Raw genomic sequence first — 17,819 nt, forward strand, 5'->3', positions numbered from 1 at the left:
TTATTTCCAGGTTTGCTTGTTGTTTTCCTTTTCCAGAATCTCTCTTATTTTTCGTTCTTCCCAATCTGAGCTATAACCGAAAACTTTAAAAGCGTGCATTACAACTCCAAATCCCCAGCCTAAAGCCGAAAACCAAAACCACTGAAATCCAGGAGAATACCTCAAATTTATAAAAATTAAAAAGGGAATCACACAACAATACGAAATTACATTTCCGTAAAATCCTTTTAGTTCTTCTACTCTTTTCTTAGCTCTGAAATAAGCCTTATTTTCATCACTATAGTCTGCACTTGTTTCCATAACTGTTATTTGTTTCGTTAAAATCGGAATCTTAACGGTGAATGTTTCTTCATTTTGTTCGACCAATACTTTTCTGTTAGTTACAATTCCGTATCGATTTACGATGTTTGTCAGCCCAACTCCTTGTCTGTCTTGTAAAACTTCTTTTTTCTGAAAATCATTTTGAATTGCTAAATAATCACCATCAATAAAAATTCTAATATGTAATGGTCTCTGTTCGCTTACCACATTGTGTTTTACTGTATTCTCCAATAAAAGCTGTAATGATAACGGAACTACCTTTGCATCCGGATTAATCGGTGTTGTTGGCAATTCATAAAACAAACTGTTTTCAAAACGCATTTTCAACAGATTCATATACGTTTTGGCAAACGACAATTCATCATCTACTGAAACCAATTCTTTGTCTTTTTGCTCTAAAACGTAGCGATAAATCTTAGATAACGAAGTAGTGAATCGCTGTGCATTATCCGGATTTTCTTCAATCAAAGAACTTAATACATTTAGGCTGTTAAAAAGAAAATGCGGATCGATCTGATTTTTTAAACTTTCGAACTTAGCATTTGCCGTTCCTGCGATAATCTTTTGTTGTGTAATTTCAAATTTTGATGCCTGTTTCCATTTTACCATAAAACTTCTGGCCTGCATAAAAGTCGAAACCCCAAGAGATAAAATGATATAAAAAAGATGCACCCAGATCATTCTTTCGCTAAAAAAACTGCCTAAAGGCATATTTTGTATTACCACAAAAATGATATAATTGATTCCCAAAACAGCTGGAACAGTGTATAAAACAGTAACTAAAATTCCGTAATACACTCTTAAATTAGTCTGCTCGAGCCAATCCCATTTTCTATCTAAAAGAACATTGATATATCCGTTTCCGAAACCTAAGCCAAAAGAATATAAACAACTTAAAAGGAATGTAATCAGAACATTTTTAAAAGTTAAATCGGCACCCAGGAAAGCTGAGAAAATTATTGTAAAGACCATAGAAATCCTGAAACAAGCTATCGTTCCACTCTTTAAATTCGAAAATGTATTTCTATTGTCTCCCATTATAATCTTCTTAAATTAATTTTATTTTTTGCAATTTTTCTGTGTTTCCAAAGCTCTTTCCAATCCCCATTTTGGCGAAAAAGGCGTTTCTGGTTTAAAAGTAGCAAAAAGTTCGATAGCTTTATCAACTTGTGCGCAAAGCGGTTTTGTATCAACACCTGACCATTTTGCTCCTCCTATCTGATAATCTGCTTCACCAAAAACGATTCTTGGGTTGTTTGGGTCTATCGCTTTTCCTTTCGCGTAAGCTTCCATTACTTTAGCCGAATATTTCATTCCGTTAGTCATCGGATCTGCTACTACCCAGGCTGTATAAATCAAAGCCTGCATCGCATATAATTCTGCATTATTTTGATCCTTAATGAATTCTACATCTAAGGCGTCTTGTGCTTTTGTCAATAACAAATCAATTTTTGTTTTATCTTTCTCATTAAAAGCTGATGTAGTGTTGATTAAAGCTACATAATAATTTGGCAAATAACTTGTTTTCTCAGCCGCCGCGATTCTTTCAAACATTGCCGAAGCATCAGCATTTTTTCCTTCTTTCCAAAGCCCAAAAGCTTTTCCCATTCCTTGTTCAAATTGTGTTTGTGCAGATAATAAACTGCAAATAAATAAAGTGGTAATTGTAATAATTTTGGTCATGATTTCTTTTTTTTAAGTTACTAAGGTTCTAAGGTTCTGAGAGTCTAAGTTATTTTGTTGATGATTAAAACTCTGTTGATTATTATACTTCAAAAGTATATCGGTTTGTACTGTTTTAAAATTAAATGATACTGAGTTGTCGAATTTGGTGACTGAATTGTTTTTTTTTGAGGGACAAAGGTTCAAAGTTGCAAAGTTTCAAAGGTTTTTCTCTAAATTCTGCGAATTTTGGGCTTTTTTAAAAAGTCATGAAAGAAACCTCTGCTCCTTTGAACCTTTGCCACTTTGCACCTTCCTCTAAAGATTCTTCAACTGATTCTCATTTTTGTTCTTGCTAATGGTCCAAAAGAAGCCTACGAAGAAAAATCGGTCTGCGGTTGGTACAACGGCTTGTCTTTGGTACACTCCGCTGGCATCTGGAAGTTTTGCGTAATCGTATCCAAAAACATTTTGGCTTCCTAATACATTTGAAACAGAGAAATACAGGATTTTTTGAGTTGTCAATAAATAGGCCCAGTTAAAACTCAAACTGTTGTATGATTTTGTTTTTCCATTCATGAATTGCGTTTGGTTTTGATCGTTATATGGTCTTCCAGAACTATAACTATTAGTAAAACCTATTTGCGATTTCCAATCGGTGATGAAATACTTGGTTACAATTGATAAACTATGATTGGCTACAAAACTTGGTGTCGCCATGTTTGGGAAATTTTTATATTGTCGTTCAGAATCGATATAAGAATAGGAGATCCAATACTCCAGGTTTTTATATAAGTTACTGTCTCTCCAGAATAAATCTAATCCTTTTGCATACCCAGAACCGTTATTGTTAAAAACCGAATTATAAGCAATATCTCTTGTATCATACTGAACTAAATTACTGTAATCTTTATAATACGCTTCGGCTCTAAAAGTTTGTCCTGGTTTTGTAAATTGATAATTTAAAATATAATGTCTTGCTTTTTCACTTTCAAATTGATGGTATTTCGAATATTTAATATAATCAACCACAGGTGTCTGAGTAAAATCTCCATAAGCGAAAGAGAATTGGCTGCTTTTTGAAACTTTATAAGCAATTGAAGCTCTTGGCGCAATATTGGTTTCGTCTAACAAGCTATTATTTGAAAGCCTGAAACCTACTTTTGCTGCTAAATTTTTAGAGAATAAAATATCTCCTTCGGTGTAAAAAGCGGTAATATTAGAATTGTAACCATTTGCAACCTGAATAGAAGCATTGTCATCGAAATTTTCATTGAATCTGGTAATGAAATAATCAGCTCCAAAAGACAATTTAAAATGATCCGATACATTTTTTCTTAGTTTCAATTTCAATTGTGCTGCATTTTCGTTACTATCAACATCGTTAATATCGTATTTTATTTTGTTGTTATTGTAGCCATAACTGATTCCTGATGTTAATTGCCAGCCCGTTCCAAAAGTTCCTTTGTAAGATGCATTCAGGTAGAAATTATTGTTATTTAAATCAGTTCTGATTTTATCTTCAAAGTTTACATTTTTCTGATTTAAGTCAAATTTCTCCGAATCGAAAGCTGCGTACAATTTGAAGATTCCGTTTGTAAAATGATAACGATAAACTGTTTCTCCAGACAAAGATTGGTACGGATTATTCCAATCAACATTTTGCGGAACTACTGCCTGATAAGGTGCTAAATTGATATAAGCTGTATTTACGCTCAACGAACTTTTTTCCCATTTTTGAGTATTTCCTAAACCTAAACCAACAGTCATTAGAGCAATGTCGGTTTTGTTCATATCTGGTTCATCTTGTGTATTCAATAATAAAACACTCGATAAAGCCTCGCCATATTCAGCCGAATAACCTCCGGTCGAGAAAGCAATTCCGCTGAATAAAAAAGGAGAAAATCTTCCTCTTGTTGGTAAATTATTAGTTGTTGCTCCATACGGTTGTGCGACACGAATTCCGTCAACAAAAGTTTGTGTTTCGCTGGCTTCTCCTCCACGTACAAACAAACGCCCGTCTTCACCAACAGTTTGAGTTCCAGGCAAAGTTTGCAAAGCTGCAATAATGTTTCCTGCAGAACCTGCTGTGGTTACAATGTCTAACGGTTTTAAAACAGAAACCCTTGCCTTATCTCCAGATTCTAAAGTTCCGGCCGTAATAACAACGGCATCAAGTGCATTTACATTTTCTCTTAATTTTATGGTTTGATTTTTAAAATTGGTAACATCAATTTCTGTTTTGAATGTTTCGTAAAGTAAAAAACTAACAATTATAGATTGATTTCCTGCGGCGGCAGTTTCAAAAGAAAATTCACCCGTTTCAGAACTTGTCGCTCCGTCATAAGTTCCGTCAATATAAATATTGGCTCCTGGAACTGGTTTTCCTTTCTGGTCAACCACTTTCCCGGAAATGGTGTTTTGAGCAAAAAGGAAAGCTGTTAAAAATAAAAAGACAATTGTAAAAAGTGTTTTGGTTTGCATGATCTTGGTTTTTGATGAAGCAAATGTATTTTAACAGTACCTGTTAAAAAATATTAAATAACCCAATTGTAGAATTTCGGGGATGAGTTGTAAAATACTTATTTGTATCTTAGCTTTTAGTTCGTAGTATTAAATAAAAAAACAATAAATGAACATAGCAGTCGCACAAATAAAGCCTGCAAAGGGAGATATTCCAGCTAACATAGAAAAGCATCTTAAATTTGTAGAAATAGCATCATCATTAAATGCAAATTCTATTTTTTTTCCTGAACTCTCCTTAACAGGATATGAACCTGATTTAGCCAAAGATCTGGCAACTGACAAAGATGATAATCGTTTTGACACTTTTCAGGAAATTAGCAATCTAAAAAAGATAACAATTGGAGTTGGAATTCCAACAAAAACAAAAAGCGGACTACAAATTAGTATGATTGTGTTTCAACCGAATCAACAGAGAATCTCCTATTCAAAGCAACAACTTCATGAAGATGAATTTCCTTATTTTGAAAATGGTACTGAACAAGTCATAATCAAAATTGAAAACCAAAAAATTATCCCGGCAATTTGCTACGAAAGCCTACAAATAGAACATGCCGAAAAAGGAAGTAATCTTGGAGGTGAAATTTATGTTGCCAGCGTAGCCAAATCAAAAAATGGAGTAGAAAAAGCCTTTATACACTACCCGGAAGTGGCAAAAAAACATTCTATGCCCATTTTAATGTCAAATTGTATTGGAGAATGTGATAATTTTGTAAGTATTGGTTTTAGTTCTGTTTGGACAAAAGAAGGAAAACTAGCAGAACAACTCGACAACAAAAATGAAGGTATACTTGTTTTTAATACGACAACTGAAGAAGTAATAAAACAGATTATCTAGCAAAAATTTGATTTACGCAACTGAAAGTCAGCTTGAAAAAACATATTAAAAAACACAATTAATCCCTATTAGCTATGTCAGAAAGTAAAAGAGTTTCGAATTTATATCAATCCATTTACAATGGAAATCCCTGGCTGGAAGTAACTCTGGCTGATACTTTAAGCAATGTAACTGCTGAACAAGCTTATAAAAAAGCAAATCCAAACCTCAATACAATTTGGGAAATTGTCAATCATCTCATACAATGGAGAAGGAATATTTTGAGAAGAGTTCAGGGAGAAATCGTTACAACTCCTGATCATAATTATTTCGTACCTATAATTGATTCCTCTGAAGCTGCCTGGGAGCAATCCCTGCAAAGTCTTGCAAAATCACAGGAATTATGGACCACCTTTTTTAATGATTTTAATGATGCTGATTTTGATAAGATAGATCCAAATAACAATCATAATTTTTACGAAGACATTCATGGCATTATTCAGCATGACGTTTATCACTTAGGCCAAATTGTTATTTTGAAGAAGTTGGTATAAAATATTCCATATGAAAAACATTGATAAACTACAAAATCTACTTCCCTTGGGGTATCTTTTTCTTATACTTTTAGGAATCGCTAAAGAGAGCATTTTTTATTATCAAATTGGAATAAACATTGTAAAGTATTCGTCTATCATGGATATTTTGATTAGTCCGGTAGCCGCAATTACATCACATCCCATATTCTTTATAACGGTATTCATTTTATTCATTTTTTCTTTTAAACTTCCGCAGATCTTGCTAAAAAATGAAGATAAAAAAGGTCTGCATAAGGTTTTTGGATCGAAGATTAGTAAAACTGAGAAAAATAAAAATGAAGTTCCGGAAAAGGAAAGAATTGATTATTATAACAACGTTGCAATAGAATTTCTTGCTGCTTTTCTAATATCCATTTTCCTTGGATACGGATTTGCTGATGGCAGATATATTTCTCAAAAAATAAAAAACAATAAAATTGACTATAATTATAAGCTAAATTATACGAATGATAAATCTGAAAATGTTTATATAATTGGTTCTAATACTGCCTACTACTTTTATTTATCAGAAGGAAATCCTACAGTCAAGATCGCCCCTGTAGCCTCGATCAGGAACTTGGAATTGACAAAAAACAGAATGCTAAATAAATAATACGCTGAAGATGAAAAAATCTATACTAATTCTATTTCTTTTGTTTTGCTGTGAGGGATTTTCCCAGGAAACAGAAGTGAAATTCGACGAAAGTTTGGCAAAATCTTTAAACGCTGATGAATACGGAATGAAGAAATACGTTTTCTGTCTCTTGAAATCCGGAACTAATAAAACGGCTTCAAAAGAAGAAACCCAAAAATTATTTGAAGGTCATATGGCGAATATCAACAAATTAGCCAAAGAAGGAAAATTGGTTGTTGCCGGACCTTTTATGAAAAATGATCGAAATTACAGAGGCATTTATATTTTTAATGTTGAAACAGTTCAGGAAGCAGAAGCACTTGTTGCAACGGACCCGGCGATACAGGCAAAATTACTTGAGGCCGAATTAACGCCTTGGTATGCAACTGCCGCTTTGCAGGAAACTGTAAAAATTCACGAGAAGATTTCTAAGAAAAAAATGTAATACTTTATATGAAAACAGAAAAAGAAAAAATGATCTCGGGAGAATATTACATTGCGGGTGATCCTGTTTTAGTAAAAGAACGTCGAAAAGCCAAAAATTTATTGCACCGATTAAACGTAACCGAATATCGTTTGACCAAAAAAGCCAAAGAAATTTTAGCCGAATTAATTCCGAATACAGGAAAGAGTTTTTATATAGAACCACCTTTTCATTGTGATTACGGCTACAATATTGTTTGCGGGGACAACGTTTATTTCAATGTCAATTGCGTTGTTTTGGACTGCGCGCCTATAACTATTGGATCCAATGTCTTTTTTGCACCGAATGTTCAAATTTATACCGCAACGCATCCGCTTGACGCCGAATTGCGAAAATCACTAGAAAATGCCTTACCTATTTCTATAGGAGATGATTGCTGGATTGGTGGAAACTCCGTAATTTGCCCAGGGGTAACTATAGGGAAAGGCTGTGTTATTGGAGCAGGATCTGTTGTTACAAAAGACATTCCTGATAACTCGCTAGCTGTTGGAAATCCGGCAAAAATTATTAGAAAATTAAATCAAGAACCTGAATCAAAATAAATAATGCTTACCTTAAATAAAGTTCATCACATTGCCATTTTATGCTCCGATTATCAAAAATCTAAAACTTTTTATACAGAGGTTTTAGGCTTAACTATTATTAGAGAAATCTACCGAGAAGAACGCCAGTCTTATAAACTAGATTTGGCTTTGAATGGTACTTACATCGTTGAATTATTCTCATTTCCAAACCCACCGAAACGTCCGTCAAGACCGGAAGCAGTTGGTTTACGACATTTGGCTTTTGAAGTAATTAATTTAGAAGAAATCATTGCTTTCCTGGATTCAAAAAATATCGAATCTGAGCCTATCAGAATTGATGAAACTACTGATAAACGTTTTACTTTTATCGCAGACCCTGATTTATTGCCAATTGAGTTTTATGAAAGATAACTAAGATTTTTGGCCACGAAGACACTAAGTCACAAAGTTTTTTTATAAAATTAATTATAGGAAACTTAGCAACTTAGTGTCTTTGTGGCATTTTTTTTAGCTAAGAGAATTTGTTGCCTTAATAATTTTAACAAATTATAAAGACCGTTTATTATTAAAAAACAGATTTGATTGTCTAATTTTGTGAAATCGCAAATAAATCTCGCGATCTACAAATCCACATCTGATGAACAAAACGGCGCAAATCAAGAAAAATCATCAATTTATTAAATTCCGAAAATTAGTTATTGTTTCTGTTTTAATTGGCTTTCTTTCAGCCTTTCTCGGAATCTCACTTAAAAAAATAACCGAATATTACGAAGAAATCTTCTTTCATGAAGTCTCGGTAAATCCCATTTTTTATATCATTTTCCCTGTTTTCGGATTGTCTGTAATATATTTTCTAAGACAATATTTATTTAAGAAAAAAGAAAACAAAGGAATTAAAGAGGTTTTCGAAAGCACCAAATCAACTTCAAAAAACCTGCCTTCTTATAAAATTCCATCGCACTTTATAAACGGATTATTGACGGTTATTTTTGGAGGTTCAACGGGAATCGAAGTTTCTACGGTCGTTGCCACCGCCACTATTGGTTCTGTAGCACAGCAAAAAGAAAATGTTTTTCGTCAATACAAAACCGAATTAATCTGTGCGGGTGTTGCAGCCGGAGTTACCGCTTTATTCAGCAGCCCGATTGCCGGAATTTTATTTGCCTTAGAAGTTATTTCCAGAAAAGTAACACGTGCTTTTATCATTTCAAATGTTATTGCCGTTTCAATTGCTTTTGGATTGCTTACTATTTTAAAAGAAGAACCTTTGTTTGCTGTTTCTATTACGACCTGGCATTTAAAAGCAATTCCTTATTTTATTCTTTTGGGAATTTTGGCAGGAATGAACTCCGTTTACTTAACAAAATGCGTTTTGTTTTTTAAATCTCAATTCGGAAAAATCGACACTCATTATTATAAAATCATTTTAGGATCGGCCGTTTTAAGTATTTCATTATTTATTTTTCCACAATTATATGGAGAAGGATATCATGCCATTAAAACCAGTTTCATTGCTCCAAATCAAATAATGACACTTACTTTAGCTTTAACTTTTATTGGAATTTTACTTTTAAAACCAATTGTAACTTCGATAACATTAGCTTCAGGAGGCGATGGTGGTGTATTTGCTCCCAGCTTATTCATTGGAGCCTTTTTAGGGTTATTATTAGCTTCAGGTTTAAATACTTTTTTCCATGTAAATGTGATTCCGGTTAACTTTATGATTATCGGAATGGCAGCAGTTTTAAGCGCCAGTATTCACGCACCTTTTACAGCCATATTTTTAGTTTGTGGCTTAACAAATGATTACACTTTGTTTTTACCCATTTTGGTAGTTTGCCTCATTTCTAAATACACTGCAAAAATGATTTATCCGCACACCGTTTATACTTACTCTCCTAGCTTAATCAAATAAACAATGTCAAATTTCACAGATTAATCATTTTAAATCATTTAATCTGTGGCAAAAAAATACCACAACGAATATTAGTTACTTATGCCTGTTCAAAAAATAAAAAGAGGATATCGCAAAACACGTTACATTCTTTACAAAGAAACTCTAGTAGATTATAAAGAACATTTTTGGTCTTTCTTAGGTTCTTTTGTCGGCATCGGAATTCTGGCTTATATTCAGTCGATACATTTTTCAGGAAATGACGCGGTTTACTTAATTGGCTCTTTTGGAGCATCGAGTGTTTTGGTTTACGGAATTATACAAAGTCCGTTTTCTCAGCCTCGAAATTTGATTGGCGGCCATGTTATTTCGGCCTTCATTGGTGTTACGGTTCATAAATTGGCTCCGGATATTATTTGGATTGCAGCTCCTTTGGCTGTTTCATTTGCTATTATATTAATGCAGATGACTAAAACGCTACATCCGCCAGGAGGTGCAACGGCACTTATTGCTGTTATTGGTTCCGATAAAATAAAAGCTTTAGGCTATATGTATGTACTTTCTCCCGTTTTGGTTGGTGTTTTGATTTTATTTCTGACTGCTTTAGTTTTTAATAATATGACTTCGAGCAGAACTTACCCGAGTCATAGTACTTATCACAAACATTATCATAAGATTAGAAAACGCTTATCAGGGAAATAGATTTTATCAATTAAAATCTTTTCAACAAATCACAATTCCTAATTCGTAAATCATTAATTATATTTTACCTTTGACCTTTCAATAAAAACAAAGATTATGGTTTATAAATTTAGAGTAATTCTAGACGCCGAAGAAGATATTTTTAGAGACATTGCAATTCTTGAAGACGATACACTTGAAGATTTACACAATGCGATCTTCAACGCTTTCGGTTTTGACGGAACGGAAGTTGCTTCATTTTATACTTGTGATGAAACCTGGAACCAGGAAGATGAAATTCCACTTTTTGATACTGGCGATGTTCCTGGCGAACAAAGAACCATGAGTGATTATCCGTTATCTTCTATTTTAGACAAGGAAAACACCAAAATCATCTACGTATATGATTTCATCAGTATGTGGACTTTCTTAGTTGAATTGGCTGCTATTGAGGAGCAATCTGCCGGAGCTATTTATCCTGAAACCTTATTCTCTCACGGAGAAATGCCGGATGAAGCCACAGAAAAAACCTTCGAAGCCGATATGCACGACGATATCTACGGAGAATTTGAAGACGATCTTGACGAAGACGACTTAGACATGTTCGAAGGCGATGATAGCTTTGAAGATTACGGGTTTGAGGAAAACTGGAATTAGGTTTGAGGTGCTAAGGTTCTGAGATGCTAAGGATCTAAGGTTTTTATTTTGAAAGTTTTTTCTTGTATTTTAATTAATTTTATCAAATTAATTAAAATATGTAAAAATGAGCAATTTTAGAAGCCTGCTTATCTGGCAAAAATCAATGGCCTTGACCACAAAGATTTACTTTTCAACAAATAATTTCCCAAAAGAAGAAATTTTCGGATTAACTTCACAAATTAGACGCAGTTCGATATCTATTCCAAGCAATATTGCAGAAGGATTTGGAAGAGAAAGCGATAAAGAACTTTTACGATTTTTAAACATTTCCGTTGGATCTTTATTCGAAATGCAAACGCAATTAGAAATCGCAAAAAACATATCTTATTTAAAAGAATACGATTTTAACAACTTATATGAGGACAGCCGCAAAGTAGAAAGAATGTTAGTTTCTTTTATTAAAAAAATAAAAGACAGAAACTAAACCTCAGTACCTTAGCATCTAAGAACCTCAGTACCTAAAAAAATATGATCAACCTTTTCAACACCCACATCGAGACGCTTGCGATACACCGCGTAGGAAACAAAAGCAGAAACGAAGCGATTTTTTTATCGGAACAGCCTTTTAATTTGAATGATGAAATTGTACCTCTGATAAAAGAGTACTTTTTTAAACCTTTTAGAGAGAAAGAAGAAAACTATTATCAGTTTGCGCACGAAGTCGATTTGGATTACAACGACATGTTTAAATATGCGACTGAGATTTTTACAAATCCGGGGAATTTACAAGAGATCTCAAAAAAAATTACTACACATTTATTTGAGCAATCGAATCATCCGCATATTAAAAACGGAGAGGTTTATGTAACGTACTTAACCAATTTAAGTATCGACAATAATGTTGTTGATGCTATCGGAATTTTTAAAAGTGAGTTACAAGCCGACTTTTTACAATTTGAAGAAAAAGACAGCAACCTGGAAATGATTTTACAGCAAGGTATCAACCTGAGTAAATTAGATAAAGGATGTTTGATTTTCAACTATAAAAAAGAAGAAGGATATAAAATTCTAACTGTTGATAGTAACCGTTATGATGCGCGCTACTGGTTAGAGCACTTTTTATCTGTTGATGCTTTTGAAGATGAAAACTTCATCACTAAAAAATATTTAAAATTCTGTCAAAACTTCGCAAAAGATGTTGTTTTGCCAGCAGAAGACAAGAAAGAAGAAGTAATGTTTATGAACCGATCTGTGAATTATTTCGCTAAAAATGATCAGTTTGAAGAGCAAAATTTCCTGAATGAAGTATTAGACAATCCGGACTTAATTCCTGAATTTAAAAACTACAAAGTTGATAAAGGAGAAAAATACAGCATCGAAGATGTAACCTCATTCCCTATTGCAAACGCAGCAGTTTCTGACGCCAGAAAATCGATTAAAAACGTTATTAACCTGGATACTCATATTCAGATTAAGATGGATTTTATCAATCCTGAAAGCGCAGAGAAATTTGTTGAAAAAGGCTGGGATGAAGAAAAACAAATGTATTACTACTTAGTGTATTTCAATAAAGAAGAAAAAAGCTAAGAAGTCATTCATTTTCTATTACTTACTTACTACAAAAGAAAACGGCAGATACAAATTGTACCTGCCGTTTTTTTATTTGAAATTTATAATTACAATAAAGAAAACATTGCCTTTACTATATCATCATAAACTTGTTTATCTCTTTCTCCTGTTCTGGCCAAAACACGAATTCCAGAATAATTATTAAAAATAAACCGGGCTAATACTCTGGCTTCAATTGCTTTGGAAATATGTCCGGCTTCCTGTCCTTTTTGAACTGCTTTTGTAAACACTTCCTCCATGACCTGGCTGTTATTTTTAACAATTTTTGCTATTTCTTCATCGTGCATAGCAAGTTCTACAGAAGAATTTACCATAAAACAACCTTTTGTAATTCGGTCTTGCAAACTTTCTATAATTGCCTGTTTAAAAAGGTCATGAAGTGTTTCTTTGATGTTCTTAGATTCCTCTAAAAGCTTTATAACCTGATCCTGCGATTGTTTTTGATAACGTTGCAGAGACTGACTAAATAGCTTTTGCTTATCACCAAAAGTATCATATAAACTAGAACGACTTAAACCTAAATGTGTTACCAAGTCCTGCGCCGAAGTTCCGTTATAACCTTTGTGCCAAAATATTTCAATTGCTTTGTCTAAAGCCTGATCTTCATTAAATTCTTTTGTTCTAGCCATGACTTCAAAATTAAAATTACTTTACAAAGATACAAAAAATACGGAACAAACGTTCCTGAATTTTTTCAAAAAAATTATACTACAGCGTTAACAGTAAGTCCGCCATCCACAACAATTTCAGCTCCAGTAATAAATGATGCGTCATCAGAAGCAAGAAATCCAACGGTTTTAGCAATTTCAGAAGCTTGTCCAAAACGTTTCAATAGGATTTTCTCTCCTAAAACGGCTCCAAATCCGTCTACTTGTTCTTTTTCTAAACCTAATTTTCCATAAAGAGGAGTTTCAACAGGACCAGGAGAAACGGCGTTTACTCTGATTTTTCGTGGTGCTAATTCGGTAGCAAAAACTTTATTTAAAGATAAAACTGCCGCTTTGCTTGAGGCGTAAACACTTGAATTTGGCATACCAACGTGAGCGTTTATAGAAGTGTTAAAAATAATAGAACCTCCATCATTTAATATTGGTAATACTTTTTGAACTGTAAAGTAAACACCTTTTACATTGACATTCATAATGCTGTCATAATGTTCTTCTGAAGCAGACTCAACTGGCGCAAAAGAAGCAATTCCTGCATTTAAGAATAAGATGTCTACTTTCCCAAATTTTACTTTTACTTCTTCTACTAGTGCATCAATAGATTTCAAATCAGCCTGATCTGAAACAATTCCTGTCACATTCAATTCCTGCTCTGCTTTTACCAAAGCTTCTTTGTTTCTTCCTGTTACAATTACTTTTGCACCTTTAGCAACTAATTCAGCTGCTGCTGCATACCCAATTCCGCTGTTTCCTCCAGTCACGATTGCAACTTTGTTTTCTAAATTTTTCATTTTATTTATTTTTAACTTATTGATTATTCATTATTATGGTACAAAGATATTATAACGGAACGATCGTTCCGTTATAATTAGCGTTAATTTTTAGTTAAAATAATTCACTGCTTTAAAACGGCCAATAAATACAAGGTTTACGTCTATGGAACTATAAATGAAAGAGATTGTAAAATGTAAAACATTCTTAAATTATGCTTAATTTTGTAACCTAAAAACAAAAAAGATGGATATTCATTTACATAACGAAAGTCCTTTTAAAACTATCATTTCTTTTCACAAGCTAATCGAATCTTTTGAAGAAATAGCTTCCTCAAATATCGACTATCGTGCAAACTATGCTAAGGCTATACTACAACAAATAGAATCAATTCCCGAGTTAAGAACAGGAATTGAGGATTATTCCATAATCAAAAACAATGAAGGCTTAATCAAATACATTTTAGCTGATCTATTCCCAACAGCTTTAACTCAAAATGAAATAAAAGCCGTTACCATTCCTTTTCAAAATATATCTTTTAATTATACAGAGCGTTTCAAAAAAATCCTGCGTAATGCAGGCGACGAATTTTACATGGAAATTCGTGATTTTGATGATCACCAATTCTATATCAACAACTGTTGTTTAATTCTAAGTAGTTATTACAAACAACACATCGATTTCAACAGACCGTTTTTCTACGATATTCCGGATGAAGAAGGTATCGAAAAACATTATCGAATTTTGTATAATGCAGATTTTATGGAAATTACTCCAACAGAAAATGCAATACAATTAACTCAGGATGATATTGATAACTTAATCGACAACTATGATAATCTTGAACTTTGGAAATCTAAATTCCCTAAAGGAAGCTGGATATTAAAAGGTTTCGGAATTGTTTCTTTGTTTGACGCCACTACAGAAAGTTCCATTTCAAATTTGAAAAGTAATTTACTTAAACCAGATAGAGAATCTGTTACAACTGACGAGGTTGTAGCCAATATTTTCAGATCAATATTTAAAATTCCTGATTTGAAAGTAGGTTTCATTATATACAATCCTGAAGAAGAAAAATTCGTTAAACCTGCAAAATTAGAAAGTCAGCTAGAGAGTTTTTTACTTTCAAACGATCAGGAAGTTGATTGCAAAAATGCCTTTTTTGGATGTTCTTTTGATAATTTACTAAATAAAAAAGAACCTTTCGTTATTTCAAACGTAACAAAATTTATAGAAGAATCTCCAAACAAAAAAATGGGAGAGCATTTATTAAAACAAGGTATTCAGAGCTGTATTTTTGCGCCGGTTATAAAAGACGATCATTTATTGGGCGTTTTAGAGTTGGTTTCTTCTAACTCAAGAGCTTTAAATAGTGTGAATGCTCAAAAACTGGAATTGGTCCTTCCCTATTTAACAGATACTATTGATCGTTATAATACGGATATGCAACACCAGATTGAAGCGATCATTCAACGTGAATATACCACGATACACCCTAGTGTTTACTGGAAATTCAGAAAAGAATCTCAAAATTACTTTCAAAACAACAATCCTACAAAAGATTATATTTTTAAGGAAATCGTTTTTAAAAATGTATATCCTTTATATGGACAAATTGATATTAAAGGTTCATCTGAGCATCGAAATGAAACTGTAAAAAGAGATTTAAAAAGTCAGCTGAGTACACTTTTGGAAATTTTTGATAATCAGAAACCAAATTCAAATCTGGTGCTGTTGGAACAAAGAAAATTTGAGTTGGAATCGCTTCGAAACGAATTGGATTTTCCACTAAAAGCAGATACAGAGCAACATATTCAAAGATATATTGAAGAAGAAATTCATCCGATTTTAAAAAACACAAAAGGTTCTGCTAAAAACGAAAAATTAGAACAATTGTATTTTGAAAATTTAGATGAAAAAACAGGTTTATTTTATCAGGAGAGAAAGAAGTTTGATAATGCAATGTCTATTATCAACAAGAAACTAGCTTCTGTTCTAGATAGAAAACAATTAGACGCACAGCAAATTTATCCGCATTATTACGAGCGTTTTAAAACCGATGGTGTCGAGCATAATTTATACATTGGAGCATCAATTTCACCAACAAAACCTTTTGATATTATGTATCTGCACAATTTACGTTTGTGGCAGCTGCAGACTTTATGCGAAATGGAATTAGAGCACCATCAGCTTAAGGAATCATTACCATACGAATTGGATGTGACTTCTTTAATTTTGGTTTTCAGTGCACCGCTTTCGATTCGTTTTAGAATGGATGAAAAACGTTTTGATGTTGACGGCACTTACAATGCCAGATATGAAGTCGTGAAGAAACGAATTGATAAAGCAAATATCAAAGGCACACAAGAACGAATTACAGAAAAAGAAAAAATCACAATTGTTTATTCTCAAAATAACGAAGAAACGGAGTATTTGAAATACATCAAATATTTACAACACAAAAAAATTCTGGAACCTGCTATCGAACAATTTGAAGTTGAAGATCTCCAGGGTGTTTCAGGATTGAGAGCAATACGCGTCAAAGTGATTAACAATACTGCAAGTCCGGCGAAAAAAATCACCTATCAGGATTTATTAGATGAGCTCAATTAATTTAGTTGAGCTTTTTTGAATTTTCTGTTTAAAATTTTAATTCAACACATAGAAAACATAGATTCTATGTGTTGAAAAAAGGATATATAAAAGAAACATGTTTCTCACACATAGCTATGTGTTTTTAGATTAGTGAAACGCCTTTACCAAATTCTCAGTATCTATGTTTCGATGTGTTTAAAATTCTTAACCACAATTAAATTGATTTAAAAGCAATCACAAACGAGATTACTGTTACGATCAGTCCAACCATGAAAATATTGTAGGCAATTCGTAACAGGTTGTATTTTCGCTGCAAAACCAATCCAAGATAATACAAATCTTTGATCATGGTTGAATACAGATAATCACGATCTTTCATCATTTCGTTCATCGCCCAATCGTATTCTACCAATGGCATTTTGTAGAAATTCCCAAAAAACATCAAGTTCACTTTTTTCGCTTCAACATCTTCGCGTGTAAAAAATCCGGAAGTTACTTTTGGTCGCGTCGACAAAATGGCAAAAATAATTGTTGTTACACTAGAAATCAGCATCACAAAAGTTGGAATCACTAAATGTGCATTTCTCGGACTGTCTAGTTTTGGAATAATAGACGAAAGTGCAATTGAAATAATAATGGCGTTTACAGACAATAAAATATTCGCTTTACTATCAGCAATACCGCTTAATCGTGTATGATTTCCCAAAGTTACACGGAACAAAGTATCAACACCGCGATCAGGTTTCTCTACTTTATCTTTCTTTTTATTTTCCTCTTCCATTTTATCAGCCTCCTTCTGTTCTTGTTTTTCAATTCTTTTCTGAACCAAAAGTATGTTTCTTTCTTTAAGAGGCTGCCATTTTTTCAATGCAAAATCAGTATAAAAACGATGTTTGTTCATTAAAAAACTCAAATTTTCTTTCGCCCAATCTGCATTTGAATATGAAACATTAAAAGCATTTTTGAGTTCTAAACGCAATAATTCGCAGGTAATCTCATACTCATTGCCCATAAGATGTGCATAATCAGCATCTTTAATGATCTTTTCTAAAAGCGTTTTCGGAATATATTCTTTAACTGTCGCTAAAATAAGGTTAGAAATTTTTTCGATAAAATCATCAGATTGGCCTTTCTCTTTCAAAAAAGCAGCTGCAATTTTCACGCTTTCCTTTTCGTGATTTTCAAAACCTACAATGTATCCGGTGTCATGAAACCAGGCTGCCACAAGCAAAAGTTCTTTTTCTTCTCCCTTTACTTCTTCTTTTTTGCACAACTCTTTTACAGCACTTACAACTGTTAAAGTATGATTGAGATTATGATAAGAATATAAATTAGAAAGTTTATCTTTGAGTAAATTACTGACGAAATCTTCGGATTGTTCTATAAGATTCATTGAGAATATTTT

18 protein-coding genes are annotated in these 17,819 nt (G+C 33.0%); 12 read left to right on the forward strand and 6 right to left on the reverse strand.

What is annotated here, in order from left to right:
• From AC3ITQ_RS21810 to AC3ITQ_RS21820, 3 genes are all read right to left on the reverse strand, one after another.
• Positions 1 to 1,359, reverse strand: coding sequence for a 2TM domain-containing protein (locus tag AC3ITQ_RS21810; protein ID WP_489236173.1), 1,359 nt, complete (start codon positions 1,357 to 1,359; stop codon positions 1 to 3).
• A 21-nt stretch (positions 1,360 to 1,380) separates the two neighbouring features.
• On the reverse strand, positions 1,381 to 2,004 hold the full coding sequence (locus AC3ITQ_RS21815) for a hypothetical protein (protein ID WP_489236174.1): 624 nt from the start codon (positions 2,002 to 2,004) through the stop codon (positions 1,381 to 1,383).
• 297 nt (positions 2,005 to 2,301) lie between these two features.
• On the reverse strand, positions 2,302 to 4,467 hold the full coding sequence (locus AC3ITQ_RS21820; protein ID WP_489236175.1) for a TonB-dependent receptor: 2,166 nt from the start codon (positions 4,465 to 4,467) through the stop codon (positions 2,302 to 2,304).
• Positions 4,468 to 4,615: 148 nt separating this feature from the next.
• On the opposite strand from AC3ITQ_RS21820, the gene AC3ITQ_RS21825 reads away from it, so the two are divergent.
• From AC3ITQ_RS21825 to AC3ITQ_RS21875, 11 genes are all read left to right on the forward strand, one after another.
• A complete protein-coding gene (locus AC3ITQ_RS21825) occupies positions 4,616 to 5,344 on the forward strand; it encodes a carbon-nitrogen hydrolase family protein (protein ID WP_489236176.1) in 729 nt (242 codons plus the stop codon).
• A 74-nt stretch (positions 5,345 to 5,418) separates the two neighbouring features.
• A complete protein-coding gene (locus tag AC3ITQ_RS21830) occupies positions 5,419 to 5,877 on the forward strand; it encodes a DinB family protein (RefSeq protein WP_489236177.1) in 459 nt (152 codons plus the stop codon).
• 10 nt (positions 5,878 to 5,887) lie between these two features.
• Positions 5,888 to 6,511, forward strand: a complete 624-nt coding sequence (locus AC3ITQ_RS21835; protein WP_489236178.1) for a hypothetical protein — start codon at positions 5,888 to 5,890, stop codon at positions 6,509 to 6,511.
• A gap of 10 nt (positions 6,512 to 6,521) precedes the next feature.
• Entirely contained in the window at positions 6,522 to 6,977 is a 456-nt protein-coding gene (locus AC3ITQ_RS21840) for a YciI family protein (protein WP_489236179.1), read from the forward strand.
• Positions 6,978 to 6,985: 8 nt separating this feature from the next.
• Positions 6,986 to 7,558, forward strand: a complete 573-nt coding sequence (locus AC3ITQ_RS21845) for a sugar O-acetyltransferase (RefSeq protein WP_489236180.1) — start codon at positions 6,986 to 6,988, stop codon at positions 7,556 to 7,558.
• Between the two features lie 3 nt (positions 7,559 to 7,561).
• Entirely contained in the window at positions 7,562 to 7,951 is a 390-nt protein-coding gene (gene gloA2 / locus AC3ITQ_RS21850; protein WP_489236181.1) for an SMU1112c/YaeR family gloxylase I-like metalloprotein, read from the forward strand.
• Between the two features lie 226 nt (positions 7,952 to 8,177).
• Complete coding sequence (locus AC3ITQ_RS21855) at positions 8,178 to 9,455, forward strand: chloride channel protein (protein WP_489236182.1); 1,278 nt, start codon at positions 8,178 to 8,180, stop codon at positions 9,453 to 9,455.
• Positions 9,456 to 9,536: 81 nt separating this feature from the next.
• Complete coding sequence (locus AC3ITQ_RS21860; RefSeq protein ID WP_489236183.1) at positions 9,537 to 10,136, forward strand: HPP family protein; 600 nt, start codon at positions 9,537 to 9,539, stop codon at positions 10,134 to 10,136.
• Positions 10,137 to 10,232: 96 nt separating this feature from the next.
• Positions 10,233 to 10,772, forward strand: coding sequence for an IS1096 element passenger TnpR family protein (locus AC3ITQ_RS21865; RefSeq protein ID WP_489236184.1), 540 nt, complete (start codon positions 10,233 to 10,235; stop codon positions 10,770 to 10,772).
• Positions 10,773 to 10,878: 106 nt separating this feature from the next.
• The gene (locus AC3ITQ_RS21870) at positions 10,879 to 11,238 is read left to right on the forward strand and encodes a four helix bundle protein (protein WP_489236185.1); all 360 of its coding nucleotides are present in this window, start codon (positions 10,879 to 10,881) and stop codon (positions 11,236 to 11,238) included.
• 44 nt (positions 11,239 to 11,282) lie between these two features.
• The gene (locus AC3ITQ_RS21875; protein WP_026984812.1) at positions 11,283 to 12,341 is read left to right on the forward strand and encodes a nucleoid-associated protein; all 1,059 of its coding nucleotides are present in this window, start codon (positions 11,283 to 11,285) and stop codon (positions 12,339 to 12,341) included.
• An 89-nt stretch (positions 12,342 to 12,430) separates the two neighbouring features.
• On the opposite strand, the gene AC3ITQ_RS21880 is transcribed toward AC3ITQ_RS21875, so the two are convergent.
• Both AC3ITQ_RS21880 and AC3ITQ_RS21885 read right to left on the reverse strand, forming a co-directional pair.
• Positions 12,431 to 13,012, reverse strand: coding sequence for a TetR/AcrR family transcriptional regulator (locus AC3ITQ_RS21880; RefSeq protein ID WP_489236187.1), 582 nt, complete (start codon positions 13,010 to 13,012; stop codon positions 12,431 to 12,433).
• A 74-nt stretch (positions 13,013 to 13,086) separates the two neighbouring features.
• A complete protein-coding gene (locus AC3ITQ_RS21885) occupies positions 13,087 to 13,839 on the reverse strand; it encodes a glucose 1-dehydrogenase (RefSeq protein ID WP_489236188.1) in 753 nt (250 codons plus the stop codon).
• A 226-nt stretch (positions 13,840 to 14,065) separates the two neighbouring features.
• On the opposite strand from AC3ITQ_RS21885, the gene AC3ITQ_RS21890 reads away from it, so the two are divergent.
• Positions 14,066 to 16,432 carry a GAF domain-containing protein gene (locus AC3ITQ_RS21890; RefSeq protein WP_489236189.1) on the forward strand — a complete coding sequence of 789 codons (2,367 nt, stop codon included), beginning with the start codon at positions 14,066 to 14,068 and terminating at the stop codon, positions 16,430 to 16,432.
• 196 nt (positions 16,433 to 16,628) lie between these two features.
• Here the strand turns inward: AC3ITQ_RS21890 and AC3ITQ_RS21895 are convergent, their stop codons facing one another.
• Positions 16,629 to 17,807, reverse strand: coding sequence for a Pycsar system effector family protein (locus AC3ITQ_RS21895; protein ID WP_489236190.1), 1,179 nt, complete (start codon positions 17,805 to 17,807; stop codon positions 16,629 to 16,631).
• Positions 17,808 to 17,819: the final 12 nt, after the last annotated feature.

The sequence above is a fragment of the Flavobacterium sp. KH_001 genome (assembly GCF_057840745.1).